The sequence below is a fragment of the Pedobacter sp. UBA4863 genome (assembly GCF_002399615.1).
Classification (GTDB): Bacteria; Bacteroidota; Bacteroidia; order Sphingobacteriales; family Sphingobacteriaceae; genus Pedobacter.
The window spans coordinates 51090-77577 of the sequence record NZ_DHDZ01000057.1 but is presented as its reverse complement, the minus strand read 5'-3'; the positions used below and the strand labels follow the sequence as shown (position 1 = coordinate 77577).

General features: G+C 34.2%; 25 protein-coding genes and 1 tRNA gene. 8 read left to right on the top strand and 18 right to left on the bottom strand.

The features are described from left to right. The first annotated feature begins 166 nt into the window (after positions 1–166). The 4 genes from B3I52_RS14485 (at position 167) to B3I52_RS14470 (ending at position 2695) form a co-directional block, all read left to right on the top strand. Positions 167–1300: a serine hydrolase domain-containing protein gene (locus tag B3I52_RS14485; RefSeq protein WP_293302521.1), complete on the top strand. Its 1134-nt coding sequence runs from the start codon at positions 167–169 to the stop codon at positions 1298–1300. 12 nt (positions 1301–1312) lie between these two features. Next, positions 1313–1783 (top strand): GNAT family N-acetyltransferase, encoded by a 471-nt coding sequence (locus B3I52_RS14480; protein WP_293302518.1) that lies wholly within the window; start codon positions 1313–1315, stop codon positions 1781–1783. A 241-nt stretch (positions 1784–2024) separates the two neighbouring features. Beyond that, positions 2025–2321 (top strand): type II toxin-antitoxin system HigB family toxin, encoded by a 297-nt coding sequence (locus B3I52_RS14475; RefSeq protein ID WP_293302516.1) that lies wholly within the window; start codon positions 2025–2027, stop codon positions 2319–2321. Positions 2322–2338: 17 nt separating this feature from the next. Beyond that, positions 2339–2695, top strand: a complete 357-nt coding sequence (locus tag B3I52_RS14470) for a helix-turn-helix domain-containing protein (protein WP_293302514.1) — start codon at positions 2339–2341, stop codon at positions 2693–2695. A gap of 178 nt (positions 2696–2873) precedes the next feature. Here the strand turns inward: B3I52_RS14470 and B3I52_RS14465 are convergent, their stop codons facing one another. Genes B3I52_RS14465 through B3I52_RS14450 form a run of 4 tightly spaced genes read right to left on the bottom strand, consistent with a single transcriptional unit; the run spans position 2874 to position 6731 of the window. Beyond that, positions 2874–3539: a hypothetical protein gene (locus B3I52_RS14465; protein ID WP_293302512.1), complete on the bottom strand. Its 666-nt coding sequence runs from the start codon at positions 3537–3539 to the stop codon at positions 2874–2876. Then, positions 3532–5328, bottom strand: coding sequence for a DUF262 domain-containing protein (locus tag B3I52_RS14460; protein WP_293302511.1), 1797 nt, complete (start codon positions 5326–5328; stop codon positions 3532–3534). Before B3I52_RS14460 ends, B3I52_RS14465 begins: the two co-directional genes overlap by 8 nt. 32 nt (positions 5329–5360) lie before the next feature. Then, complete coding sequence (locus B3I52_RS14455) at positions 5361–6374, bottom strand: hypothetical protein (protein ID WP_293302510.1); 1014 nt, start codon at positions 6372–6374, stop codon at positions 5361–5363. Between the two features lie 24 nt (positions 6375–6398). After that, positions 6399–6731: a hypothetical protein gene (locus B3I52_RS14450; protein WP_293302508.1), complete on the bottom strand. Its 333-nt coding sequence runs from the start codon at positions 6729–6731 to the stop codon at positions 6399–6401. Between the two features lie 280 nt (positions 6732–7011). Here B3I52_RS14450 and B3I52_RS14445 point away from each other — a divergent pair, with 280 nt between their 5' ends. Beyond that, a complete protein-coding gene (locus B3I52_RS14445; protein WP_293302507.1) occupies positions 7012–7890 on the top strand; it encodes a hypothetical protein in 879 nt (292 codons plus the stop codon). A gap of 652 nt (positions 7891–8542) precedes the next feature. On the opposite strand, the gene B3I52_RS14440 is transcribed toward B3I52_RS14445, so the two are convergent. The 7 genes from B3I52_RS14440 to B3I52_RS14410 all read right to left on the bottom strand — a co-directional run bounded on the left by B3I52_RS14440 (position 8543) and on the right by B3I52_RS14410 (position 13474). Next, positions 8543–8881 carry a hypothetical protein gene (locus B3I52_RS14440; protein WP_293302504.1) on the bottom strand — a complete coding sequence of 113 codons (339 nt, stop codon included), beginning with the start codon at positions 8879–8881 and terminating at the stop codon, positions 8543–8545. Between the two features lie 90 nt (positions 8882–8971). Next, entirely contained in the window at positions 8972–9511 is a 540-nt protein-coding gene (locus tag B3I52_RS14435; protein ID WP_293302502.1) for a hypothetical protein, read from the bottom strand. Positions 9512–9604: 93 nt separating this feature from the next. Continuing rightward, on the bottom strand, positions 9605–10783 hold the full coding sequence (locus B3I52_RS14430; RefSeq protein WP_293302500.1) for a site-specific integrase: 1179 nt from the start codon (positions 10781–10783) through the stop codon (positions 9605–9607). A gap of 113 nt (positions 10784–10896) precedes the next feature. Continuing rightward, entirely contained in the window at positions 10897–11187 is a 291-nt protein-coding gene (locus B3I52_RS14425; RefSeq protein WP_293302498.1) for a hypothetical protein, read from the bottom strand. 26 nt (positions 11188–11213) lie between these two features. Further along, positions 11214–12020, bottom strand: a complete 807-nt coding sequence (locus tag B3I52_RS14420; RefSeq protein ID WP_293302496.1) for a hypothetical protein — start codon at positions 12018–12020, stop codon at positions 11214–11216. Then, positions 11995–12636, bottom strand: coding sequence for a hypothetical protein (locus B3I52_RS14415; RefSeq protein WP_293302494.1), 642 nt, complete (start codon positions 12634–12636; stop codon positions 11995–11997). The genes B3I52_RS14420 and B3I52_RS14415 overlap by 26 nt, the downstream gene beginning before the upstream one ends. A gap of 97 nt (positions 12637–12733) precedes the next feature. Further along, positions 12734–13474 carry a hypothetical protein gene (locus B3I52_RS14410; protein ID WP_293302491.1) on the bottom strand — a complete coding sequence of 247 codons (741 nt, stop codon included), beginning with the start codon at positions 13472–13474 and terminating at the stop codon, positions 12734–12736. A gap of 317 nt (positions 13475–13791) precedes the next feature. Between B3I52_RS14410 and B3I52_RS14405 the strand changes: the two genes are divergently transcribed. Then, the gene (locus B3I52_RS14405) at positions 13792–15573 is read left to right on the top strand and encodes a WG repeat-containing protein (protein WP_293302489.1); all 1782 of its coding nucleotides are present in this window, start codon (positions 13792–13794) and stop codon (positions 15571–15573) included. 106 nt (positions 15574–15679) lie between these two features. On the opposite strand, the gene B3I52_RS14400 is transcribed toward B3I52_RS14405, so the two are convergent. From B3I52_RS14400 to metG, 7 genes are all read right to left on the bottom strand, one after another. Continuing rightward, entirely contained in the window at positions 15680–17158 is a 1479-nt protein-coding gene (locus B3I52_RS14400) for a type I restriction-modification system subunit M (RefSeq protein WP_293302488.1), read from the bottom strand. Between the two features lie 5 nt (positions 17159–17163). After that, positions 17164–18126 (bottom strand): hypothetical protein, encoded by a 963-nt coding sequence (locus B3I52_RS14395; RefSeq protein WP_293302487.1) that lies wholly within the window; start codon positions 18124–18126, stop codon positions 17164–17166. Next, positions 18123–19730 (bottom strand): AAA family ATPase, encoded by a 1608-nt coding sequence (locus B3I52_RS14390; RefSeq protein WP_293302485.1) that lies wholly within the window; start codon positions 19728–19730, stop codon positions 18123–18125. The genes B3I52_RS14395 and B3I52_RS14390 overlap by 4 nt, the downstream gene beginning before the upstream one ends. Further along, complete coding sequence (locus B3I52_RS14385; RefSeq protein ID WP_293302483.1) at positions 19727–21394, bottom strand: restriction endonuclease subunit S; 1668 nt, start codon at positions 21392–21394, stop codon at positions 19727–19729. The genes B3I52_RS14390 and B3I52_RS14385 overlap by 4 nt, the downstream gene beginning before the upstream one ends. Before the next feature lie 175 nt (positions 21395–21569). Continuing rightward, positions 21570–21641: transfer RNA gene (locus tag B3I52_RS14380), tRNA-Arg, on the bottom strand. Positions 21642–21669: 28 nt separating this feature from the next. Then, positions 21670–22962 carry a mechanosensitive ion channel family protein gene (locus tag B3I52_RS14375; RefSeq protein ID WP_293302480.1) on the bottom strand — a complete coding sequence of 431 codons (1293 nt, stop codon included), beginning with the start codon at positions 22960–22962 and terminating at the stop codon, positions 21670–21672. A gap of 30 nt (positions 22963–22992) precedes the next feature. Then, positions 22993–25101: a methionine--tRNA ligase gene (metG, locus tag B3I52_RS14370; protein WP_293302478.1), complete on the bottom strand. Its 2109-nt coding sequence runs from the start codon at positions 25099–25101 to the stop codon at positions 22993–22995. A 38-nt stretch (positions 25102–25139) separates the two neighbouring features. On the opposite strand from metG, the gene B3I52_RS14365 reads away from it, so the two are divergent. After that, a complete protein-coding gene (locus tag B3I52_RS14365; protein ID WP_293302476.1) occupies positions 25140–26039 on the top strand; it encodes a S66 peptidase family protein in 900 nt (299 codons plus the stop codon). A gap of 2 nt (positions 26040–26041) precedes the next feature. Next, entirely contained in the window at positions 26042–26449 is a 408-nt protein-coding gene (locus B3I52_RS14360; protein ID WP_293302473.1) for a DoxX family protein, read from the top strand. Positions 26450–26488 lie beyond the last annotated feature (39 nt).

Genomic DNA, 26488 nt, shown 5'->3' with positions numbered 1-26488 from the left:
GATTTCTTATAAGTCGTTATGCAACAAATCACAAAAAAATAGGTCTTCTTTTGAAAGATAGGCTATCTGTCGTTAAAACTGGCTGTCTGTCGATAATGCTATAAAGCGAGCATCAAACAAGTTAAATTAAAACATAATTTACTAAACATCAAATAATTAAAATAAAATGAAAAAAACCACCCTAATATGGCTAGCATTGAGCATATCATATTATGCCTTTGGTCAAAAAAACCCAACAAACCCTAACATTGATCACTATATAAAAAAAGAAATGCAAGAACTGGGCATTCCAGGTTTGGCTGTTGCTGTAATTGAGGAGGGGAAAATAATGCATTGCGGAACTTATGGTATCTCAAATATTGAATATCACTTACCCGTAACCCCAAATACTACATTTCAAATCGCTTCGGTATCCAAACTCTTTACTTCTACGCTGGTAATGAAATGGATACAGGAGCATAAGTTAAGCTTAGATGATTACTTGAACAAATACATTGATGATGTACCTTTGAGCTGGAAAGACATACAGATACGGCATCTTTTAGCACATGAGGGCGGTATGCCTTGGCCAGCAACACTAGGCGGTTACATCGGCACACGTCCATCTGCCAATTTTAAGGTAGAACCTATAGCAACAATTGTGAAAAACCTTAAAGATTCGGTTTTAAGGTTTAGCCCTGGCACCAAACAAGCCTATCAAAATGGCGACTATTTTGTACTGCAATATATTTTGGAGAAAATAGGCGGCAAACCCATCCAAGAAATATTTAAGCAAGAAATATTTGCGCCCCTTGGCATGGACAATAGTGGCTATGATGTAGAAATTAGAGGCTTTCCTTTTCAGACCATGCTACCCGTTAATAACAAATCGCAAAACTTTAGCAAAGGCAAAAATGGCCCCTTAATTTTTAAAGGATTTTATTCGCCTGCTTCTTACTGTGCCGGAGGAATGTTTCTTTCAATTGCGGATGGCATTAAATGGGCTATAGCATTGGATAAAAACTCTTTCATTAGTAATGCCATGCAACAACAAATGGCTACAAAAACCGCTACCAACGGAGGATTTACTCAATTGGGATGGACCACACAAACCAATAACGGACATCTTATGATTGGCCATAGCGGTGGCCCTGGTTTGGGAGATATTATTCGATTCCCTAAAGAGAAATTAACCATCATTGTTTTAAGCAACTATGTTGATATGAACCCTTACATGGCCCAAGCAATTGCTCAATTTTATGTCACAGACATTAAACCGTCTAACCTACCTAAAACTTTCATCAGAAATTTAGGCAACTAGCACTTCTTTATCATGCAAAACATAAAATACAATATCTTAGCTATCGCCAACACCGATTTAATAAATACCATTGCTTATTGGTATAAAGACGAATGGAATTTACCTATAGAAGAAACCATTAATATGCTAAAAGGAGTTATACTTGATCCAGCTCAATTTCACATGATACTAGAAGTTGATGGGGTGCCAGTTGCCACAGGCGGACTATACGAAAAAGTCGCTATTTTAAATCTGGTGCCGAGCTTAAAGAAACATAAAAATTGGCTAGCCTTAGTCTATACAGTGCCTAATCAGCGAAAAAAAGGCTATGCGTCTTTATTGTGTAAACACATCGAAAAAATAGCCAAGTTAAAAGGGATTGAAAAATTACACTTATTTACACACACTGCAGAAACCTTGTACCATACATTAAACTGGATCGTGGTACAGCGAATAAACCATAATGATAAATCTATCACCATAATGGAGAAAAAATTAGCCTAGATAGCTCGTTTAATGACCACAAAAAAGCATCAATCGTTTTCTGATTGATGCTTTAAAAGTAGCCCAGAGCAGATTACTACTTTAAGCGTTTTTTCACAATTTTTCCGCATAAAAGCTGTCTTTCGATTACAATGGGGCAGCTGTAGCGGAAGCTTGTAGTGTTTCATTGCATTTTATGCCCAGTTTCATCCTCAACGCAACAAAGTTCTCATTTTGAAAACATTTTGTTATATTTGTATTAATGAACATCATCAACCGTAGAACCATCATTTACTATACTGAGAAGTATCCTCAGGCAAAAACACAGTTGTTGGTTTGGTATAATGAAATGCTGAAACACAAATTCAGTAATTTCAATGAATTGAAAAATACTTACGGAAATGCAAGTATTGTAAACAACCAAAGGGTGGTGTTCAATATCAAAGGAAACGATTACAGGTTAGTAGTCGCAATTAACTTTAGACAAGATGCCTGTTATACGATTTGGTTTGGTACACACATCGTACGACAAAATAGATGTAGCAACTGTATCTTATAATCTTAATTTGTAAAGTAATGAATTGGAAACTGATAAAAACAGCAGAAGAATATAAAAAAGCCTTAGCCCGTACTATGGAAATTTTCCATGCAGAAGAAGGAACGCCCGAAGATGATGAATTAGGTGTATTATTACTGTTGATCAAAGATTACGAGGACAAAACCGTTCAAATGCCCGAAATTGATGTGCTTGAAGTTATCAAGGACAAAATGCAGGAGCAGGGACTAAAAAACAAAGACCTCGAACCTATTATTGGAAGTAAGAGCCATGTATCATCAGTATTGGCGGGCAGAAGGGAAATTACATTAAGGATGGCTCAAAAACTTAGGGATTTTTTTAATCTACCTGCTGAACTATTTTTGAAGGTTAATTAAACAAAAAAAGCACCAACCACTATCTGTAATTGATGCTTCTCAAAGTAGCCCAGAGCAGAGTTCTGAACTCAATTATTGTTAGCAGGAGATGTTATTTTGAACCAAAAATGCCCAAAATTGCACTGTGCATTTTCAAATGAATTTACCCTAGAATTTACCCCTTTTTAAACGTGGCCATCTAGTGTTGAATTCCAAACGAATATCTATACATTTCAATTATCTTCTCAAAAGATGTGTTTGAATTCTTCTCTAACCTTTTTGACGTTGAATAAGGCACCATGACTTTTATCAGCCTATTCTCGAATTGAAACTCTCCCTCAAGCACATTTAAATGATTTTTTTCTAATTCCAACACTGGATAATCGTACTGTATGAAAAGCGTTTTGAACAACCCCAAAGCACCGCAAATATTCGTTCGGCTCGTAAGAATTAGAGTATTTATATCAGTATTTTTTGCCAAAATTTTGAAAATATCATTCCATAGAATTGGGTATAAATCTTCATCCTTTGATGACTTATTTTTTCTGTAGCATTTCAATAACAAATCCGTCATTCCTATAGCATTTTCACTTAGAAATTTTACTCTTTCCTCAACAGCTTCTTTACCAGATTGAAAATTAAAACAACCACCATAGATGTTTAGAAGCAAACTCCACATAAGATTAGTTTCACTAGCATAGAAGAAATTGAACTTTCTTCTACTTTTCTCAGCAGGAAAAGTACCTACAATAAGATATTTCACATGACTTGCGATATTATAACTTAAGAATGGGTGATCTTCTATTTCGTATGTATCATAGCTGAACTTTACATTACACCTTTTGTTTTTAAAATCCCTATACATAATCCTCCACTGCTTGATCCTTTGAAATCTTTAAAATTCTTTTTAACTTCTCCTTTATAAGTAACCTACGTTGGTTATAAAAACCAGTAAATTCCAATAGATTCAAATCAATTTCCTCGGGAATAGTATGTAGAGTTCTGTAAGCCGCCTTTTGTTCATTTGATTTATATACGTTCTCAAACCACACCGCAAAAGGAGTTGCGTTTTTCTCCAGATTTTCAGTTTCTTGAATTAATTGTATATTTCCAATACGGTTAAACCCGTCAAGAAATTCACCAACGTTTTCTTTTGAGCAAATGTTATTTTCTAATAGGAACTTCTCGTTGAAATATTTTTTAGGATGTATATGATCTTGATGAAAATTATAGTTATGATTTATTGGATATATCAAGCTCAAAACCATAAAAGAGAATGCTGAACCATATTGGGTGTCTAATAGGTTATCTATTGCCTCTTCATCAAATGAAAGAGACTTAGTTGTTCCTTTATAATGCTCAATTAATTCGACCAAAGGAAATCTGCCGATGTTATCAGATATCAAATTCCTATATACAGGATATAGATTATCTGGAGTACCTCCAAATACTTTTTTCAAAAGAGCTCTTATCAGCCACTCCTTTATTAGGTTTCTATTTTCCAATTGAGACGAGCTTTGAAGAATTTCTTCTCTTATTCCATTCTTCTTTAAAAAATAGGCAATAGGTATGATTGCATTATAAGCTGTTAAAGTTTTTTCATTAAATCCAAAATGACTTATCAATCGTACTGCTAAGCTTATCGCCGAAGCAATAGTTTCCCATTCAGCTTCTATTCTTTGCATATTTGAAGCGGAAAAGTTGTCTACTTTAAATTTTATATCTTTAATATCTGATAAAACTAAGCAGGCTTTTAATACTAAATCCTTACTAATACTAAACCCGTTTCCTATCGAATTTATTTGGTCTACGAATTTGTGAATGACTTCTCGAGCATCTCGTTCCTTCCATTGTGCAGTTGCAATCGAAAGTAGTAAATCTGAATAGCTAAGTTTAGTACCTCCGCTATTTACTCTTATGAAAATGTGCAATACCTTATCTAATTCGTTACTCTTTTCCAGATAGAAATTTATAAACTCTTTAACATTGAAATACTCATAGATAGCCATCAATGTATTCGATGCAAATTGAACTTGCTCAAGCGAATATAAAGAAGTATCTGTAAGTCTATATGATGTTAAATATTTAATAATACCGCTAATATTTTCCATATTAACTATCTCTCCGACCTTGAACCAGTGATATTCTTTTGGATGTTTCTCAGAAAAATATTTAATATCAAAGTCGCTCAAAAACCTGAAGTCATATTGTTTTTCAGACTCTTCAGCTACATTCAGAAGATTGACATACAATTTTTTCTCTGGAAAAGCGTGATGACTTTTCCAACTATAATTAGACAGCTTTTTAGAAAAATGTCCTGTTAACCCAATATATAAAGACGTCAATCTTTGTTGGCCATCAAGAATAGCCATTCGATCTTTATCCCCACTTAATTCCGCTAAATCATTATGTCTTTTATCTCTTTCGTGATAGTAAGGTAGAAATCTATAAAATCTAAATTTACTCTGAACTTCGGGCGTTACTTTCCAAAAAAGAAAAGTACTAATTGGATAATCCCTTAATATTGAATCAAAAAGAACCTCTATTTGATAAGTATTCCAAACAAATTCTCTTTGAATAGATGGCAATATAAAGTCCTGATTCTGAATTGATTTTATTGCCTCTTTGACTGTAATAGGTTTTTCGTATGCCATGAGATATATTAATTTAATTTAGTTGGTTTAGCCTATGTCTTCAACAAGACTTTAGTTGTTACGCTTACAATATCTTCGCGAGTAAAAGAGCGACCTGATTTCTTATTATCCTTTAAGAGTTCCGCCAAGATTTCCATTTTGTAGGGCATGGGCATTTTTTTACCTTCACCGCCAAGCTTGACATGTAATTCGTCTAAATTAAAAAATAAACCTTTTAGTCTTCTCTCATTTACAAAATCTATAAACTTATCTTTCGCCAAATCCATATCCTTATACGAAATAGGGAATATGTTCTCCCCAATATCGCAACTGTTTAAACTAGCTTTTTTCAAAAATTTTTCTAAGCCAAAAAAACTCTGCTCTGGATTTCGAAGATGGTTAATCTTCATAAAGAAAAATACAGTATACTCTCCAATTAATAAACAATAGGGAAATCTGTGTTTAGGATGAAAAAATACCGAAGTTTCATTATCCTTAAAATATTGAGGTGATCTTAATATTGCATATCTAAGATTCTTTATTTCATTAATTGAACGATTTTCTTCAAGCGTATATTCATCTTTTAAAGAATTAACAAGAATTTTCCTTAAATGCTCCTGTTCTTTTTCAGTCAAAGAAAATCCCATCTTCTTATATGAAGAAATGCGCCAGACAATTGAAGACCAAAAAAGAAGTGATAAAAAAGGCTCATTCGAAGAAATGTATTCGGAATCATTAAAAATTTCTAAAGTCTTTGCATAAAAGCTTTCCAGTCTTCCAAACTTTTTTTCGCAATTAGAACAATAGATATTATCGGCAATTATCTCCGATCGAGATTCTGCTATATCGTCATCTGTAATGTCTCCAAAAACAGCTTCAAGTTTATCCGTATTGACATCTCTTCCAAAATATGGCTTCACAAAATCTTCCGTGATTTTGAATCCGAGTTCCTTATCACGTCCTTTGACATGATCAGCATTATCAACCATTTTCATCAAAAAATGTGGGACAACATGTGAACCTGTTTTGTCCGCATCATTGATTTTACAAAGAGAGCATTTTATCATGTGATTCAATATCGGAAGGTAAAACTACCCAATCTTATAAACATAAAACTTCTTATTTCTCAAAGCCTGCCCCTTGATGATAAGGCATTCACCAGTGTTGTTCTGAGTTGGCGTTATCAAAAATGGGTCTTCGCCTTCTCGAAGAAGGTCAAATGCTATTTTAAGTTTATCAATTTGAGTATCTGCATCAACTTTCCACTTATTATCCTTGTATTTGAAATAAGCAGCAGCACCTCTGGTAGAGCCAGTAGTTTGTCCATCAAGTCTTATAAATTCTGGATTTTCATTTTTGAGTGGAACAACAAACTCTGCATAAAAGTCTTTAAAGCTTTCAAACGTAGGAATGAGCGTTTTCATACAGTTAAATTTTTCTGAAATTACGGCATCACTTCCACTTCATCAAATTAAACTGAATAATCTTCTTGTTATTAAACCATAAATTGAGTTTTTACAATAAAATCTCTTGAGATTCCAACAATAATTCTTCGGCTGTCTCTTTACCTGCTTTTAACGTTGTTCCATCTTCTAGAGCACTAAAAAGCCATCAGAATTGGAAAAGAATACGTCGCAAGTAATTATTTTAGAATTAATTATATTTATGTCTCATAAAATTGACCACTCTTAATTGTCCGATATAATGACACCACAAGAAAGAAAAGACACGGAAAAAAGAATAAAGAAGTATTTAAAAGAAAATAAAATTTCCAAAGTATTGAACTTACAAGTTGAAGGAACTTTTGATGATGGTGGTATCAAAGCTAATATTTGGAATATTAAAACAAATAAAGGTGCATGGTGGATTGCCGAAGGACTGCGTGTTCCTATGAACCTTTATCCGCAAGATGCATTCTATTTCACTGCAGATGAGGTCTATTCTTTTCATGTTGGAATAGTTCAACGTCTTCAACACGGACAAAACGAAGAGAGTAATGTATTGTCTGAATTACCATTAGACCTTGAACAAGTTCATGTAATAAGAAGAAAATTAACGCTCGCTGCTGATCGACTACATATAGGTATGGAAGCTGAGGAAATGCAAGCTATAGGACTTATTTGCCGAGAAAGTCTGTTAGCCTTGGCCCATGAGCTTACAAAAAGAAATGGTCAAATTGTTGAAAAAGCTCAATTAAAAAATGGAGACTTTAAAGGCATAGCAAAACTATTTATTGATGAATACGCTCCTGGGTCTAACAATGCTACTTTGCGTAGTCATGCCAGAAAGATGAGTGACATGGCTTGGAGTTATTCTTCTGAAATTGTTCATTCTGCTTACAAGAACTTTCCAGATTGCAAAATCTGCATCATATTAGCTGCTTCAACAGTATCGATATTTGAGAATCTCTTCATGAAGTATATCGGGTTTGATCTTGAGCCAAGATGCCCTAATTGCGGAAGTATGAGCCTTGAGATTTACTCTGGCAAAACTGAAAATGAGTTAATTGAACATTGTACGAAGTGTGATTTTGATAATTTCGTAAATATTGAAACTATTGGCGGACGTCCTTTTGGCACCTAAATCTCTTGAGATTTCAACGATTTTAAGCTCCGTGTCTCTTTACCTGACCGTAGGGTAGTTCTTTCTTCTAAGGCAATAAAAAGTCAATAGAATTTATTAAGTTTAATTGCCTAGCTAACCAGAATAAAAATCATTTGCTTTCAATTTGAAAGAACTTAGAATTTTGAGAAAATCAGTCTGCGAATGACATATCACATCCATTTATCTTATCTTCAACTAATTTTTGCTTAAAGCTCTTTGATATTCATCAAATCATTAGTTCAACCTAGTTTCTTGTAACTATCAGACTTTCGATTTAAATCGTTTGATATTTGATTTTTTGAAGCCTTATTAGATGATTTTCAACAAATCAGACAATTCTTCAACATCAGTCATTGATTTACTATCCTCATCAACATTCCTTTATCAGGTAACATCATATTCATGTACATACATATTATGATACTGCCTTTCCTTCGGGGCGGCAGATGTAAGTAACTTTGAGAAATTTAAATGACCATAAGCTGTCATCGACCTTCTTTTGATCAAAAAAATAATTTATACAAGAATTGCTCTCCTCCTTCAAAAGAGCTTGATGATGCTCAAATTGCGATAAGATACCGAAGCACCTTGAGCATCATCAATTGTCTTTTTAAGAGTTCAAAAGCTCGTTTCAGTCTTTTGAGCTTTTCTTTTTGGGCTTTTGAGCTTTGAAGGGGAGAAAGACTATACCTCCCAAGTATGCTTCTTCAACCTTTACCTTAACACCTTTGATGAAGCAAGTATTTGATGTTTTTTCCTTGGTTGCTATAACTATTCCTTCACATCCATGACCATCGTCTGTGGTGTTGTGGTAAGCTACTTTCTGCTCATTATCATCAACCGCTAATTCTTGACAGTTCAGACAAATGTAATTTGGATAACGTGTTGATGCTTTAACATACCTGCTACAAATTGGGCAATACTGTCTTGTTGGCGAGGCTGCCGCCTTACCTTGTTTTTTACTTTTCATATAAAATTTGTTGAATTTTGGTCTTTGCGACTTAAGATGAGTAATTAGTCAGACCTATAATTGAAAATTGCGCTGTCAAAAGAAAAATCATTAATCTTTAGTTTTTCTGAACCACTCTCCTATCTCCTCTAAATCGAAAAGTTTAGTGTTTCCCTTTGAATGACAAGGCATACCTTCTGCTATTCGTTTGCTTAAAGTATTTCTACTCCAATTGAACCGCTTTTTAACTTCATCGCCAGTAATCCATTTGATATCAAAATCGGTTTTGATTTCAGGCAATACTTGATGTGGCACTTCTTTTTCAAGGGATTGAACATTTCTATAAAACTCAATTTCAACCTTTAGCCATTTATCAACATCAAATGTATTTCTATCCTGCAAATACTCATTTTCAAAGAAATAGAAATGTTCTTTATCAGGATTTCTGATTGATGTTGCAAACACCCTTTTGAAAACGTAAAGTATATATAGCTTGTCTTTAATACTCTTTTGAGATTCTACGGTTGACTTCATGTAATTAATCAACTCCTCATTGTAAACTATGCTGTTTATATTTGACTGAATTTTTCTCTCAAACATCAAACTATTAATTGCGCAATTGCCTTTTCCTGCTTGTAGCGTTTTACTCATGTTGTTATTATCTTTTATCCATTTTAGTAAGTATTTAATCCATCAAAATGAAACCAAATGGATTAAATACTTTTTATTTTATTAGCTCTGATGTTAAATTGCATGGTGATACACGTCATTCAATTTATCCATTGAAGAGTATAGGTCTTCAGATAAGCTTTTTGCATAAATCTGCGTTTGAGCAATATTAGTATGTCCGAGCAAATCTTTTACATGGCTGATATACACACCATTTTCAATTAGGTTACTAGCAAAACTATGTCTAGCACAGTGAAAACTTATCGATTTATCGATACCGACCAACTTCATCAAATCTTTTAGTCCTCTATTTACCACTTGATTAGCCATCTTGGGTAATGCTGATGCCGTTTGAGGTTTAATAGCATGACCATTATACTTGTGGAGTATTGCTTTGGCATTTGCCGTTAGAGGGATTGCTAAGGGTCTATCTGTCTTCTGAACATTTATCTCAATTCTTGAAGGTTCATCTTTGATATTTTCTAGTTTAATGTTCATCACATCAGAATAACGTAAGCCAGTAAAGCAACTGAATAAAAATAGGTCTTTGACACGATTCAAAGTCTCATTTGATTTATCAATCTCGTAAGCCATCACCTTTTTAACTTCGTTTATAGATAAGAACTCTCTATTACCTTTTGATGCCGTGATTTTGAAGTTCCGATATGGGTTTTCTTTCATATATCCTTTGATAATAGCTTGGTTGATAATTGCCTTGAATACCTTATGTTTCGTAAAACATCCTCCATCTTGATTTCCCCTAACTTTTCTAAGAAAAACATCGAAACGCTGAATTAAATCATAGCTTATATCTCCAAAGTTCATCTTGGGATTAAATTGCTTGATGATATTCAAACCCGATTTATAAGACTTCAAAGTATTATGTTCCTTTGAAAATTCCCAAAGGGTTATCTGTTGCTGCCAAAAATCAAAAAGACCGACTTTCGTATTATCTCTAAAATAGTTCATAGCCACGATTAACGTAATCGGTTTGCCTAAACTTTCTTGAGTAAGCATGTACGTTTCGAACCCACTTGCTTTTTTGTTGAGATAAGTGGCTAGCAATTGAAGGAACTTGTCTTTCTTTTTGGGGCAGTTATTTTTGCTGTCCCAGTCCTTTTCATTAATATATTTACCTGAAGGTATTCTGGTAACATATTGTCCAACTCTTACAGAAAAGTGGATTGGCATAGTCCCATCCTTCTTTTTTTTATCAGCCCTCAAAACGGGGCGTACTGAATAAGTTAATTTCATAACGTTTCTATTTTATGTGGCTAATAACCAACGACTTTTTTGTTTTTAAAAATTTTACACACGCATATTTATCTGATGCAAAGCTATTCGACAGATTTTCTGTCGAATAATTTTTACTTGTATCCTCTGTGTCTACCTTTTGCTTTCAAATAGAACATAAGAGCAGCTCTATCTCCAATCGCAATCAAATCCATCAATTTGTTCTCTGCTACATCCAACCATTTTTCTTCTATCTCATTTATTGCTTCAGAAAATGCAATATCTTCCCGTTGCCACTCAAAGAATTTAGTCTTGCCTATTCCAGCTTTTTGATAGGCTATACATTTGATACCTCGTGCTTTCATCAATTCATCCAAAAACAATTGTTTCAATTGCTCTACTTTAGTATAATCTCTATGTGTCATTTTTTTTTGTATTTAATGGTTAATAATTAGTTAGCTTTTTTGTTATTTAATTCCTTAAATCTTTCGTACTCTTGATCTGGGGGTAGGCAGAGTTTCATTCCTTTGTTGTTGTAGTAAACTATTGTATACCTATACCCACCTAACGCTTTGATAATTCGACTTACTCCATGTAGGTACTTTTGTCCATCGAACAACAGCATAAATCCATTTTGGCAAGCAAATCTTATATCAAGTTGAGGTAACACCAATTCACCTCCGTTGATGTTGTTAGCTAGCATTAGCATACAGGATATGCCATTTGGGGTGTTTGCCGTATCAAAATGGTAATGCAATGAATTATCCTTATTAACTACCCCGCCAGAAAATGTTGTATTACCTAATAAATAAGCTTTGTCTAAAGGTTTTGAGCCATTAACGAACTCATCTAGCTGATGTTGATACGCTAACTCAAAGAACTCTTTGTAGCTTTCGTGAACGATTTCGGCATGTTGTACAAAAACATCTTGAACAACAGGATTATTTAATAGAAGGTCTGATGGTTGACAAGCATTTACACGCAACGGATTTCTTGGAATATAACCGATACTACTTGTATTGGTTGGAATACCGTTGGCACGTTCTGATTTAGAAAACCGTATTCCTTCACAAGCATATAATAAAGTGGTGATATCTCCATTATACTTTTTGTAAACCGCTATCAATTTTTCATTCTCGTAGATCATTGCTTCTTCATCAATTAGAAGCTTTCCGTGTTCACTATGCGCTGGTTGCTTCATTAACGATTTGATTTGTTGAGTTGTGGTTTCTTTAGTTATTAGATTTATTGTTTTCATAAAATGTGATTAAATGTTGTAAGACTTGATTGTTAGTTTTAAATCTCATTTGAGATTTGATGAAGCTGATTTTCTCGATTGTCTCTGGATTTGTATTGATTTGGCATTTCCGAAATTTCTTTGCTGGATGGTAGAAAACTTCTTGCTTAACTTCCTCCGAAATTCTATCCATAGTTGCCCTGCAGTCATTTAGTTCAATTTCAGAAAATCCGAAGTCCTCAAGTCGAACTGTCTGAAACTCGACACCAAATTCTTGAAGATCAAATACAGAAGCTTGCTGATTGATTGCCAAGTGTAACTCGATTTCCTTTTCAAAGGAACATTCGATTAGATAGCAGGAAATAGTTTGATGCCCAAAGGCTTTTTGCAATTCTACACGTTGCCATCCATCAATTACGACAAGTGTATTTTTGGCTACTAGAATTGAACCGATAAAATTGTTGGAATAAAGGGAATTAGATAGTACCTGTACTTTGTTCTCTATTGGAACACGAGTATGGTATACAGGTCTCTTGAGTTTTATTAACTCAATTTCTACTGGCGCATCCAGAATGAACTCTTCTGAATTTAAAAGCTTTGATTTTTCGATTAGCTTTTTGTAATTAATTTGTGTCATAACTATTTGTTAATATTATGACACAAAGGTGGGACTTACCTCACCTAAAATCAATTCATTACTACTTCAATGAAGCACTTAAAAAACTCATTATCAGTTATTTATTTTCACAAATTTCTTTGAAGGACACTATATGATTCGCCGTATAAATTTTATCATATCGCTGTACATAACTGTGCTTTGAAAGCTTCGGACTTGGGTCAGGTCTAAATGTGGTATAGAAGGAACTTACATTTATCTCTTCTCTTTTATTCGAGTTGTTGATAACAAAAGTTTTTGAAATTGTGTTACAAATTGGTTTTCTTTCTCCCTCTGTAAATTCAATCCACCTTTTTTGTTCGAGTTCAACAAAAAGTTCTGCTAATTGCTTTCTATTACCCTTCCATTTAATCTTCATCATATCAAATGGCGATTCTTGTTCCAAAGAAAAATATTCGGTTTTAAGGTCTCTGATAATCTCCTTCCGTGTATTCTCTTGCATCACTTGAAAATCTTCTAGTAATGATTTTTGACGATTGTCAAGTGAGGCAAAAGTTTCCTCATACGATATATGTTCTTTGAAGTCTGAAAACGAATATTGCATGACAAAGTACATCGCCAATTTCTTTCTTTTCAATTCATCTAGCTCATGCAAATAGATATAACCTATCAACTGTTTTACTTCTCGATATAGCTCGTACATTACTTTCGAATAAAGCTCTTTCGGCTCTTTGAAACCATTAAAATGTAACGTGGGTATTCGCATTACTTCTATAACTTCAATTTTCCTGTTTCGAAGGAGTTTTTTGATTTCAAAAATCTTGTTATTCAGATTGTATTTAGCTTCGTCTAATGTCATATCTTTTTAAGAGTTCAAAGGTTCGTTTTTATTATCTCAAAACAATTTTGGATATTAGCCATAAATATAATTGCTTATAGAATAGAGTAAAGAAAAATATTACATATATAACAACAGCATTGCGTTAGTTGAATTTTGCGGAAGAAAACTGGTAATTTTTAAAGTGCAAATGATATCAACTATACGCTCACCTATGAGGTGGGCTATAGTTTGTCTTGCACTTAGGTATACCAGTACCTCTTCCGCAGATAGCTATCAGTTCCACCTCTGCTTTTTTAAATCTACCTTGAGGAACGGAGGTAATTCAAGCCCTCTAAATGAAAATACTTTATTTTATCCTTGTAGGTGTTTTACTAACATCAAATCTCTCAGCCCAAAACATCAAGGAAATCCAATTGGAGAAATTTCCTCAAACAGTACCCAATGGAAAAGTTTGGTTCATTAACAATTTGAAGACTTATAAAGGTTTACTTGTTGATGGAATAAAACAATCTGGTACTATGTGCAATGCTGCTTTCCACTCCAATCCAAATTATCTTTTTGGGATAACTTACTATGAACCAAACCAAAGCACCCCAAAAACATTAGGTTTCACATTTTCAGATGCAAGTACCTTAGATAACATAACTTATCAATTGAAACCAAAATTCTTTATTGAAGATAACATGGATATACAGGATGCTTTGAAAAACAGCCTGACTTCCTCATTCAAACCGAAAGAAATTATATTTTATGCAGGAACTAGCGTAAAACTTACATCATGCATTTCAAAATTAACCATCTTTCAGAGAGACATCAATGAACATGATAAGATGAATCTAACTAAACAAGAAGTCTCTAAATCAACCACAATTTCTCCCAATAAAGCAGTATCCATACAAATGCCAAATGTAATAGTTGAAGCACAAAACTTTTCGGAAGGTTTAGCTGGTGTTGCCTGTATGGTTAAAGGAGAATATAACTTGGAGAAAAAATATAGCTACATCAATGAAAAGGGAGATTTTATTTTTTATCCTAAATACGATAAGGTAGAGCCTTTTAGCGATGGATTTGGCTTAGCTACCCTTCCCCGATCAATTAAAGGCGGTGTAGAGTTTATCAACAAAAACGGCGTGAATGAATTTGAAGGTGTTTTCAATAAAGCTCGTAGTTTCAAAAATGGTTTTGCTGCTATACAAGTCGGAAATAAGTGGGGATTAATAAATATAAAAGGAGATGTGGTTGGAGAAATAAAATATGATGAAGTAGGCGATTTTATAAACGGCTTTGCAGCAGTTGCTACTGATAAAGACGGTTGGGGGTTTATTGATACGTCTGGACGAGAGGTCATTATACCGCAATTTAAGGTAGCAGGAGATTTTTCAGAGGGTTTAGCACTTGTAGCTACAGGAAACTATAGAGACACATTTTATAAATACATAAATGAAAAAGGACAGATAAAATTTGAACTAAAGGACAACATGATACCTTATCGTAAGAGGAATAATGGACTAGGTGAAGAGTTTTGGCAGAAATCGGTGAGGCTATTCAATTTCACTAATGGGATGATTGTTGTAACTCATATCCCGAAATCAAACCTTATGCCTAGTAGTATAGTTTTGATTGATAAACAAGGTAAAAACATATCGAAAATCAGAAATGCGGATGGAGTAAGTGGTTTTAATGAAGATATTTTCGCAATTAAACTGGGTTCTTCAAACGGTTTTTCAGATGCAAATGGCAAAACAGTTCTTTATCCTCAATTTGATGACGTTGATGTATTTTATGAAGGCTTAGCTAGAGTCTACTTAAGGAAGAATTGCGGATTTGTTGACAAATCTGGAAACGTTGTCATAAATAAGGATATTTTAAAAGGAGCAAATGAAATTAAGACCTCACATCCTTGGACGGATGTATCAAACTTTCATGAAGGATTGGCTTGGGTTAAAACAAACGGAAAATATGGGTTTATAGATAAAAATGGAAATTGGGTTTTCAAGCCTGAATTTGAAGAAGTCGGAACATTTAGAAACGGAATCGCAACAGTTAAGTTTTCAAACCGTGAAGGATGGAATTTCATAGACAAACAGGGAAAAATTCTATATCCGAATTTCAAGTAAAAATACTTTTTAATACACAGAAAAGCCCTATAATTTAACCTATAGGGCTTTTTTACTGACTAATGTCAACTAAAAATGTTAAAGTCGTAGCCCTAAGAGGAGTTTATTAATTACGATGCAAACTCCTCACAACTTCCCTAAAACTATTTACAGCACTATCTAAACCATCAATTATTTCTTGTGCCAATATTTCGGGTTCAGGTAAACTATCCATATCAATGTAGCTGTCGTCTTTAAGCCAAAAAACATCAAAGTTGGTCTTATCTCTAAGTATTATTTCATTATAACTATATTTTCTAAGGCGTCCGTTTGGATTATCCTTACTCCAAGTTTCATTTGTTTTATTTCTATCTTTGGAAAGATAACATTCTACGAACGGAAGTAAATGTTCGTATTTTAATACCTGTTTCTTTAGTGTATGATGAATATTTGTTCTGTAATCGTACACCCAAACCTCTTTTGTTAGAGGCTTCTTACTGCCCTTTTTTTTCTCTAAAAATAATACGTTTGATTTAACGCCATTTGCATAAAATATTCCTGTTGGCAATCTCAAAATAGTATGCAAGTTCGTTTCTTCTAAAAGTTTTTTTCTAATTATCTCTCCAGCTCCCCCTTCAAATAATATATTATCTGGCAGTACAATTGCAGCCCTCCCATCTTCCTCAAGCATAGAAACAATGTGTTGAACGAATGCTAACTGCTTATTACTAGTAGTTGTCCAAAAATTACTTCTATAAAAATAGCTATCTTGCTCAGCCATTTTTTTGTCATTAGTAATATAATAACTACTACTTTTCCCAAAAGGAGGATTAGCTAATACAATATTTGTCTTCTGATCAATTGGATTAATTAAGCTATCTTCTATATTAACATCAGGAGTTTTGATTAAATCTCCTATATCATGTAAAAACAAATTCATTAAACACAAACGAGCTGTAGATGGAACAATTTCCCATCCTTTAAAAGTATCAAATTGAAAGAATTCCTTTGTATCCCTTTTATTTAATTCTTCCTTAAAATTATTATTGAGATATTCAATTGCTCCTAGAAAAAACCCTCCTGTACCACAACTGGGATCCCAAATAGTTTCTTTAGTTTGTGGCCTAACGCACTCTACCATTGCTTTAATTACAGCTCTAGGAGTAAAATATTGACCCGCTCCACTACTTTCTGCACTTTTTTGTAAAAGAGATTCATAAATATCTCCTTTTATATCCACAGACTCAGACACCCAAGTTTCTTCATCAATTAGCTCTATCAGCTTTTTTAGTTTTTTATGATCGTGTATTTTATTTTGAGCCCCATAGAATATTTTCCCTAACATTCCACCTTGCTCCGAAAGCTTTGTGAGTAGATTAAAATAGTCTGTCGTCAAATTATCTTCTTTATGAGAAGACAAAAACTTCCAATTGCATCTATCAGGGATATTAAATTCTCTATTATATGGAGGCTGAGAATATTCATCTGCCATTTTAAGAAACAACAAAAATGTAAGCTGTTCTACATAATCACTGTAACTTACTCCATCATCTCTTAATGTATCACAAAAAGACCAAATCTTGGCTACTAAATTGTTTGTTGTCATAATAATTAGGGTTTGAAATGTGTTAAGAATTCATATCCAGCTTTTACCTCGTAAACTTTAAAACAAGTATAAGCTACGGCTGAAAACACAGCCGTTTTTTCAACATGTTTTCTTATAACTTCAAAGCAATTATTCTGCTTATCTATTTTTTTTTCGTCAGGTATGAGATTATTATCGATATATTTTTTTGTGTCATTTATTACTGTTTCAATAGTATACCATAATTTCTGACGTTCATTTTTAAAATTTAAAGTGTTTTTTAGGTTGAAGAGGTTAATAGAAATTTCCGCTTTAATTTTTTGATTTTCTAAGAAGGCACATACAAATGGCTCCCCGTCTTTATCAAAAGCTATATTACTATAGTCGGAAGGATTTATTGGGTCAAGCAATAATGCTTTTTCAGCTATAACATCGTTATAATTATCAGCTATAATAAAGCTACCATCCATTTCAGTTCCTAAAGGAAAATAGACTGACTTCCCTCCAATTTGAATACCTTCGGCTTCCACATCATCAAATCTCGAATTAGCGGTATTTGATGATAATCTAAAGTTAAAAAAGTTATAAGCCAACCGCCAATACCCATCCTTCTTCAGAATAAATTTATGATTTACATCACTATCATTCAAGCAATAATTAATAGCTTTATTTTTTGGCCTAAAATGGTCTATAGGACCATTATCTAAAGGTGCTTCCGAATACCAGCATTTATTTCCATATTCTTTTATGAAGATGGATTTCAGCATATTCCAATCAGGATATTTCTTAATATAAGATTTTCTGTCTTCTGGAGATTTTCCCTCGAGCTGTGCAATATGAAATTTTTCAATATCATGCCAATCAATAAAATCTTCTCCCTTTTCTTTAAAAGCTAAATGATTTAAGTGGCTGTATTTTTCACTTAACTTAACAGTCCATGGAATTTTTTTTACTTTATTTTCGATTATAGATAAATCTATATGCCTCATTTTTTATCAGAATTTAAAATATCCTCTAATACTTCTTTTGCAATTTTATCTAGATTATCACGTTCTTCATCAGAATAGTCTCTATTGCTAAATTCTTCATGCTCACTAGTTAACTTTACAAATTGTTCAAACCTTGAATCTACAAAAGTTTCATAGAATTTGATATTTTCAAAATAAGCTTCTAAATCATTGAACTTTAGTTTTTCTTCATTCGAAATCGTTCCATTCATAATTTTAGTTTGCAAGAATCTTTTTGCATTTAGCTTGTCTTCCAACTCTTTACTCATAATAGAGGGAATTCCAAACAACTCACTTGTAAGGATTTTATCGACACTCATTTCTTTTGGACTAATTTTAGGATTTACAGTTATAGTTTTGTCACCATCCTTTTTGAAGATAACAACTTGCTTTTTATCCAAACTTCCTACAACCAAAGGATCATGCGTACAAAAAATAATCTGAGTTGTCTCTGGGTTATCAACAACTTTTTCAAGAAAATCTAAATATTTCCATTTCCACTGAGGATTTAAATGTGTATCTGGTTCATCCAAAAGTATGAGAGACTCTTCATCTTTTGTAAATTTCAAAAGACCCAACACTGTTAATAGCTGTTGTTCTCCCTCACTAAATTCAGACATAGATAATTCCCCGTTTACATCTTCCTTTTTCACTTTAATCTTGATACCTGACAGCATATTTGACAAATCAGGACTTATCAATGCATTAAACAATTGATTTCTCGTGAAATCCTTTAGAGAGATAAATTCATCAAATGTCTTTCTGTCTTTTATAAATAAATATAGTAGTTCGTTTGTCTCTACTTTGTTATAGCTGACGGCTTTTCTTGACTTTTCATAAATTGGAGCAAATGAAAACATGAATAAATCGGTTAAAAATCTACGAACTAATCCTTTTGCTCCCCAAAGAAAGTCATCCTCCTTCTTAATCTTACTCCAGTCAGGATTTTTGATAATAAATAATGTTGAAACTATGTCATGTATATTGAGTTCTTTATTTAAAAAATCTATCGTCATTTCATCTTCTTCAGATTTTAGAAAAAATGATAAAAGAGCTAGAGAACCGTGTACATTTTGAACTAAAAAGATGGGTTGTATTTCATTAAATTCTTCGTATTTGGCATCATCTTTAATTATTTTATCATAATAGTCTTTTATGTACTTATCGTAGTACTTCCCCAACCTATTACTTATCCCAGAATAATATATAAAAACGTGCTTAGGCAAATAATCTCTTTTGTTATTGAAAAATTTTTTTCTGTTTTTATGTTCAATAACTAATTTTTCTTTATCACTATTTTTATCTGATATTGAAAATTTATACTCATCAGTTTTATGGTTATAATCAATTTCAATATCTTTTTTATAGCATTGGTATCTTATAAAGTAACTAAAAGTCAAATCAGATTTATCCTTATGCTCTAATTCCAATGTCCCAAAAATGATAAGCAGACTTTCAAGAAAGTTTGACTTTCCTGTAGCATTTAGACCAATTAAAACTGTTTTCATTGAGCTCTGGTCAATGTCAATTTTAAAATCCTCAAGATTTTTAAATCTTGTTTTTATATGTATATAGTCTATTCTCATTTTATTAATTCTATAAATGACAAATGCCCATCTTTAAGCTCTCTAATTTTAGTATCTAACTCTTTAAGTTTCTTATAGAACTCTTCAATGTCACTTTTATAAATGGACTTTTGCCATAGAGCATGAGAGCTTATAGGATTCTCCTCTTTTTTTAAAACTTCCAATAAATCCATATCCGAGTTAATTCTACTTGTTTTTACAATTTTCTTTTGCTGTTTTTTAATTTTATTTAAAAACCTCTCTTTTTCAACTAAAATCTTTTCTAAATATTTAGTAACATTAGCTTTGTTAATGTCATAATTAATCAAATTACCACTAAAAGCATCTAGCAAAATTTTTTGCTTTAGTGCCTGTACATTTAAACTGGATTGATTAACCACGTCAGTTAAAATATTAATCTCATCATCTAATTCCTCTATACTAGCGACTATTAATTCTTGCTCTTCAATACTTGGGAAAATAATAATCAGGTTTCTAACATCTCTCAAAGTAACCCTTTGCCTCGTTGTTCCTTTTGCAAGTTTCTCTATCTGCGAAATTATGTAAGGAGAATTTAGTGAATACATTAAAAACTTAGAATTGATATATTCATTTTTCTTTATGCGGATTAGATCAGCTACTATAATCCCTTTATTAAAGTTGGCGGGAACTATACAAGCTTTGCCTAAGGGACTGCCTAATTTAGTTATAATTACATCTCCATTTTGAAATTGATGTTTTTCTAACTTATTAAATTTTTCTTCTGACACATAAGATATATCCTTCGAAATGAATTTATTTCTATCAATATTTTGTATTTTCAGTACTGGAAAGCCTGTTTCTTGAAAATCATCAGATTTTAAATTAGAGCCAAATGGACCATCTGAAATAGAATCTACAGGATCAACGTATAAGTCTGACAGTTTTGCTAACCTCCAATGATTTGGTAAGGTGTAGTTAATAATTTTTTTGTTATCGATATTGCTTCTTCCAGTATATTTTTTCCCTAAAGAAACTCTTTTTTCGATAATTTCCTCCAATTTTTTCTGAGGCTTAATATTAACTTTACTTAATATTGTGTAGTGTTTTTGACCTTTTAAAAAAGAGTTTATCTCCGAGAGCCAATAAATTTTTGATTTTGATTTTAGGGATTCAAAATTTAACGAAATCGAATCTAATTCACTAAACAACTCTTCAATTTTCTCTAAAATTGCATTTTGTTCTTCAAGTGGCGCTAAAGGAAACAAGAACTTATTTAATACCTTTTGACTAATATTTGGCTGCGCACTCCCTTCCCGTTTATTTAATAACTCTTCTTTACAAGACATTAAATAATAGTATAAATATTTTGTATTTATCAAAAAAGAAGTGATTGAAGCTACTGCCTGATTTGTAGCGGCATCAACTCCTAAAAAGGCCATTCTTCCTACTGTATTACCATACAAAGCAATCAATAATGAACCTTTTGGAAAAACTTTTGCGCTCGAATAGTCTATCGCTTCTTGTGTGATATATTCATCTGTTTCGGTAATAGTGTTATAATTAAGTTCTCCAGATTTTACCCAAGGAATATCCCCTACATAATAATTGAAGTTTTTTCTGTCAGGAGTTCCTCCGCTGCTTGTGACGAAAATTTCATCCAAAGTAACCCATTTCCAGTGTGTTGGAATATCTTTATTTTCCATCTCAGCTCAATTTTATAAAGCTGCAAATTACAACTTTAAAAAAAACAGACAAGAGGGAAAATTCACATAGCTCAATTTTACGATTAATCATATTATAGATCTTTACTAATTCGCCCTATTCTTAGCCCCAAAAACAAAAAAAGCCATAAATTCCGTTGAACTTATGACTTTTTTGTAGCCCAGAGCAGAATCGAACTGCTATCTAATGTTTAGGAAACACCTATTCTATCCGTTGAACTACCGGGCCTATTGCAAGCGCAAATATATAAAATTATCTACGCTCCATCTATTTGATTTAACATTTCCAACTGCTTCACATCTCCAGAACCTTCTGCCTCGTAAATCTGTAACGCAAAGTAAGGAGCGGCGGCAATGATATGGTCAAAGATATCGGCCATAATATGCTCGTACTCTGCCCAAATAATGGTATTGGCAAATACATAAATCTCGATAGGTAACCCTTGCGGTGTAGGCGCCAATTGCCTTACCATAATGTTCATGCGCTTATTAGTGCCCGAATGATTAGAAATATAATTATCGATATACTTACGGAACAGTCCGGCGTTGGTTAAGTTTCTGCCATTAATCAACAAGCTTTTATCGGCGTTGGTACGCGTATTATGTCTTTCAATATCTTTTTGGCGATGTTGGATATAAGAACTCAGCAACTGGATTTGTTCGAATTTTGCCAGCTCTTCTACTTTTAAGAAACGAATACTCGATTGTTTGATGTGTATTGCCCTTTTTATCCTTCGCCCGCCAGATTGACGCATGCCACGCCAGTTTTGAAACGAATCGGAAATCAAGGAATAAGTAGGAATAGTGGTAATGGTTTTATCGAAGTTCTGCACCTTTACGGTTGTGAGGTTAATCTCCAAAATATCGCCATCGGCACCGTATTTGGGCATGGTAATCCAATCGCCAATGCGCACAATATCATTAGTAGTTACCTGAATACTCGCTACAAAACCCATAATGGTATCTTTAAACATTAACAGCAGCACCGCCGAAATTGCTCCCATTGCCGTAAAAAATGCCACCGGCGATTTTCCCGTGAGGTTAGAAAACAACACTACCGCCCCCAAGAGGTACAATAAAATTCGGATGACCTGTAAATAACTGTCTATAGGTTTGCCTTTAAAGCTGGGCTTTTCTCTAAACAAATCGGCGGCAGATTTCACCAAGGCCATTAACACCCCAACAATAACTACAACTAAATAGATATCGCACAAGCCCAACAATACTTTGCTGAGTTGCTTATAGTCTTGAAAAACGACAGGAATTGTTAAATAAAGCACCATTAATGGCGCTACTTGCGACAAATAATGCGGCACTTTGTGCTCTAATAAAAACTTAAAGAAAGGAATATCCGTTTTACGAATAGTTTGAATAACAACGAGCCTAAGAATACGCCTAACAACGTAATAGATGATATAGGTAACCACCAAGGCTAGCACCAATAAAACTAACTCATTGGCTATGCTAGCGGCATCTGCCGACATGCCTAGCCTTTCAAAAAAAGATAAACTGGCACGACTGAAATTTCGCAAATAATCGTTTAACTCCATATCGTACCAATATAAGGCTTTTGATAATAACTAGCGAATGGTACCGCCGTTATTTATTGCGTTAGTGGGGCTAACAAAGCTCAATTTGCCTTGCGCATCCTCAGCCATTAATATCATGCCCTGCGAAACAATTCCCTTAATTTCCCTTGGTGCCAAATTGGCCAATAAGCTTACCTGCTGCCCAATAATCTCTGCTGGTTTATAGTGCTCTGCAATGCCCGAAACTACCGTACGTTGATCTAAACCGGTATCTAAAGTTAACTTCAACAACTTTTTAGTTTTCTCTACCTTTTCGGCAGCTACAATGGTTGCCACACGGATATCCATAGCGCCAAACTGCTCGAAGGTTACATTTTCTTTGGCAGGTGCAACAATTGCATTTGCTGCCTCGTTTTGTGCTTTACTGTTGTTTAATTTATCGATTTGAGCTTGTACTTCTTCGTCTTCAATTTTACTGAACAACAAAATTGGTTCTTTAATCTCATGCCCACGTTTCAATAGGTTGATTGCACCTGCATCTGCCCAGCTATAACCGCCATAATTTAACATTTTCTGTAATTTATTAGCAGTAAACGGCAAAAATGGCTCAATCAGAATTTCTAAATTTGCAGCAATTTGCAAAGCGATGTTTAGGATGGTTCTAACTCTGTCTTCGTCCGTTTTAATCAGTTTCCAAGGTTCAGTATCTGCCAAATATTTGTTACCCAACCTAGCCACGTTCATTACCTCGGTTAGCGCCTCTCTAAAGCGGTAATTCTCAATCGAAGCACTGATCTTCGCTGGATAAGCTTTTAACTCTGCTATCACCGCTTTATCGATATCGGCAAGCTCCATGCAAGTTGGCACCTTACCATCAAAATATTTATGGGTAAGTACGGTTACGCGGTTAATGAAATTCCCGAAAATAGCCACCAACTCGTTGTTATTTCTAGCCTGAAAATCTTTCCAAGTAAAATCGTTATCCTTGGTTTCTGGGGCTGTAGCTGTTAAAACGTAGCGTAAAATATCTTGTTTTTCAGGAAACTCTACCAAGTATTCATTTAACCAAACTGCCCAATTTTTAGAGGTTGATATTTTCTGGCCCTCCAAGTTCAGGAACTCGTTGGCAGGCACATTATCTGCCAATGTAAATTCGCCATGTGCCATTAACATTGCCGGAAAAATGATACAATGGAAAACGATGTTATCTTTACCGATAAAGTGTACCAATTTCGCTTCTTCATCTTTCCAGTACTCTTCGTATTCAAAATTATCTACACTGTTTTGATCGATATAAAATTCTTCGGCTTTCGGGTTCCAAATACCTAATTTGGCGTATTTAGCCAATTCTTTAGTGGCAGAAATATAACCGATAGGGGCGTCGAACCAAACATATAATACTTTACCATCGGCCCCTTTTACAGGCACTTTCACGCCCCAATCTAAATCTCTGGTCATTGCCCTTGGCTGCAAACCTGCATTTAACCAACTTTGGCATTGGCCATATACATTTGGACGCCATTCTTTGTGACTTTCAATATAGGTTCTTAATCTTTCCTCGTACTTATCCAATGGCAAAAACCAATTCTTAGTTTCTCTCATTACCGGAGGCTCTCCAGACAAAGTAGATTTTGGGTTGATTAAATCGGTGGCGTTTAACGTGCTTCCACAGCTTTCGCATTGGTCGCCATAAGCGTTTTCGTTACCACACTTAGGGCAAGTACCGGTAATGTACCTATCGGCCAAGAAAGACTGCGCTTTCTCGTCGTAGTATTGCTCGGTAACTTCTTCGGTAAAAACACCATCGTTGTACAATTTCTCAAAAAAATCTTCGGCCGTTTGGTGATGTGTTAGGGATGAAGTACGGTGATAAATATCGAACGAAATACCAAACTCCTTAAAAGAATCTCCAATAATTTTATGGTATTTATCTACTACCTCTTGTGGCGTAATGCCTTCCCTTTTCGCTTTTAGCGTAATAGGCACACCATTCTCATCAGAACCGCAAATAAATTTCACGTCTCTTTTGTTAGAGCGGAGGTAACGCACATAAGTGTCGGCAGGTAAATAAACGCCTGCCAAGTGACCAATATGCACCGGACCGTTGGTGTAAGGCAAAGCTGCCGTTACGGTATATCTTTTAAATTTACTATTATCCAAAACTATTTTTTTATTTTGCAAAGATAAGCGTTTTTAAAATGATTAAACAGCCACCGTATTTAAAAAAAGGAGACAAGATTGCGATTGTTTGTCCGGCAAAGAAACTTCCAAAGCCTATTGATAAAGGAATTGAGATTTTGCAAAGTTGGGGACTGGAGGTTGTACTGGGCGAAACTGTAACTGCTTCGCACCATCAATTTTCGGGTACAGATGAGCTAAGAACAAAGGATATTCAACAGTTTTTAGACGACACTTCTGTTAAAGCAATTATTGCAGCACGTGGTGGTTATGGCACCATCCGTATCATCGATGAGTTGGATTTTACGGCTTTTAACGAAAACCCAAAATGGTTAATTGGCTTTAGCGACATTACTGTTTTACTTTCTCATGTATTTGCTGAGTTTAAGACACAAAGTATTCACGGCCAAATGCCTTATACCTTTGAAGAAAGTACTCCAGAAGCCTTAGAAAGTTTGAGGAAAGCCTTGTTTGGAGAAAATGACACTTATATGTATGACAATAAGCTTGTAGGTAGAGAAGGAAAAACAGAAGGTGTTTTAGTTGGTGGCAATTTAACTTTATTGTTAGCCGTTGAAGGTTCTGTTTCTGAAATGGATTTTGATGATAAAATCTTGTTTATGGAGGATGTAGGTGAACATGAATATTCGATAGACCGTATGATGCGAACGCTAAAACGTAAAGGCAAACTCACCAACCTAAAAGGCTTGTTAGTTGGAGCTTTTAACGAAATCGGCGAAGAAAGCATTTACTTTGGGCAAACCCCAGAAGAGGTAATTTGGGAATTGGTAAAGGAATACGAATATCCAGTTGCTTTTCATTTCCCATCAGGGCATATTGCAGATAACAGGGCCATGATTTTGGGCAAAACCGTATCTTTGACCGTCACAAATAATCACGTCGAATTAAAATATCAATAATCATGGCAATCTTTCACACCTTAGGCAAATATCGCAATACCGGTTTATTAATCTTGAGAGTTGGTCTTGGTGCCATGATGATGGTTCATGGTTTTCCTAAAATTATGGGTGGCCCCGACAAGTGGGCGCTTTTAGGCGGCAGCATGAAAGTAATTGGGATAGACTTTATACCTGCATTTTGGGGTTTTATGGCGGCAATATCCGAAGGCCTTGGCGGTTTCTTACTATTGTTGGGTTTATTCTTCCGTCCGGTAAACATACTTCTTGCATTTACCATGGTTATCGCAGCCCTTGTTCACTTTGGCAAAGGCGAAGGCATCATGGGCGCTTCTCACGCCATTGAAATTGGCATTGTATTTTTTAGCTTAATCTTTATTGGCCCAGGGAAGTATAGCGTGGATGGGAAGTAGGGGCTATTTTTTGATTTACAAATTTGGAACAAAACCTTG

Bases quoted from the DNA above. Each gene is read 5' to 3' on its own strand.
- B3I52_RS14375 (WP_293302480.1), bottom strand. From the start codon at position 22,962: ATGGAGTTAAACGATTATTTGCGAAATTTCAGTCGTGCCAGTTTATCT.
- B3I52_RS14420 (WP_293302496.1), bottom strand. From the start codon at position 12,020: ATGAAAACAATAAATCTAATAACTAAAGAAACCACAACTCAACAAATC.
- B3I52_RS14475 (WP_293302516.1), top strand. From the start codon at position 2,025: ATGAACATCATCAACCGTAGAACCATCATTTACTATACTGAGAAGTAT.
- B3I52_RS14410 (WP_293302491.1), bottom strand. From the start codon at position 13,474: ATGACATTAGACGAAGCTAAATACAATCTGAATAACAAGATTTTTGAA.
- B3I52_RS14395 (WP_293302487.1), bottom strand. From the start codon at position 18,126: ATGAGGCATATAGATTTATCTATAATCGAAAATAAAGTAAAAAAAATT.
- B3I52_RS14470 (WP_293302514.1), top strand. From the start codon at position 2,339: ATGAATTGGAAACTGATAAAAACAGCAGAAGAATATAAAAAAGCCTTA.
- B3I52_RS14405 (WP_293302489.1), top strand. From the start codon at position 13,792: ATGAAAATACTTTATTTTATCCTTGTAGGTGTTTTACTAACATCAAAT.
- B3I52_RS14445 (WP_293302507.1), top strand. From the start codon at position 7,012: ATGACACCACAAGAAAGAAAAGACACGGAAAAAAGAATAAAGAAGTAT.
- B3I52_RS14415 (WP_293302494.1), bottom strand. From the start codon at position 12,636: ATGACACAAATTAATTACAAAAAGCTAATCGAAAAATCAAAGCTTTTA.
- B3I52_RS14430 (WP_293302500.1), bottom strand. From the start codon at position 10,783: ATGAAATTAACTTATTCAGTACGCCCCGTTTTGAGGGCTGATAAAAAA.
- B3I52_RS14435 (WP_293302502.1), bottom strand. From the start codon at position 9,511: ATGAGTAAAACGCTACAAGCAGGAAAAGGCAATTGCGCAATTAATAGT.
- B3I52_RS14480 (WP_293302518.1), top strand. From the start codon at position 1,313: ATGCAAAACATAAAATACAATATCTTAGCTATCGCCAACACCGATTTA.
- B3I52_RS14460 (WP_293302511.1), bottom strand. From the start codon at position 5,328: ATGGCATACGAAAAACCTATTACAGTCAAAGAGGCAATAAAATCAATT.
- B3I52_RS14455 (WP_293302510.1), bottom strand. From the start codon at position 6,374: ATGATAAAATGCTCTCTTTGTAAAATCAATGATGCGGACAAAACAGGT.
- B3I52_RS14400 (WP_293302488.1), bottom strand. From the start codon at position 17,158: ATGACAACAAACAATTTAGTAGCCAAGATTTGGTCTTTTTGTGATACA.
- B3I52_RS14425 (WP_293302498.1), bottom strand. From the start codon at position 11,187: ATGACACATAGAGATTATACTAAAGTAGAGCAATTGAAACAATTGTTT.
- B3I52_RS14440 (WP_293302504.1), bottom strand. From the start codon at position 8,881: ATGAAAAGTAAAAAACAAGGTAAGGCGGCAGCCTCGCCAACAAGACAG.
- B3I52_RS14385 (WP_293302483.1), bottom strand. From the start codon at position 21,394: ATGGAAAATAAAGATATTCCAACACACTGGAAATGGGTTACTTTGGAT.
- B3I52_RS14365 (WP_293302476.1), top strand. From the start codon at position 25,140: ATGATTAAACAGCCACCGTATTTAAAAAAAGGAGACAAGATTGCGATT.
- B3I52_RS14390 (WP_293302485.1), bottom strand. From the start codon at position 19,730: ATGAGAATAGACTATATACATATAAAAACAAGATTTAAAAATCTTGAG.
- B3I52_RS14450 (WP_293302508.1), bottom strand. From the start codon at position 6,731: ATGAAAACGCTCATTCCTACGTTTGAAAGCTTTAAAGACTTTTATGCA.
- B3I52_RS14485 (WP_293302521.1), top strand. From the start codon at position 167: ATGAAAAAAACCACCCTAATATGGCTAGCATTGAGCATATCATATTAT.
- B3I52_RS14465 (WP_293302512.1), bottom strand. From the start codon at position 3,539: ATGTATAGGGATTTTAAAAACAAAAGGTGTAATGTAAAGTTCAGCTAT.
- B3I52_RS14360 (WP_293302473.1), top strand. From the start codon at position 26,042: ATGGCAATCTTTCACACCTTAGGCAAATATCGCAATACCGGTTTATTA.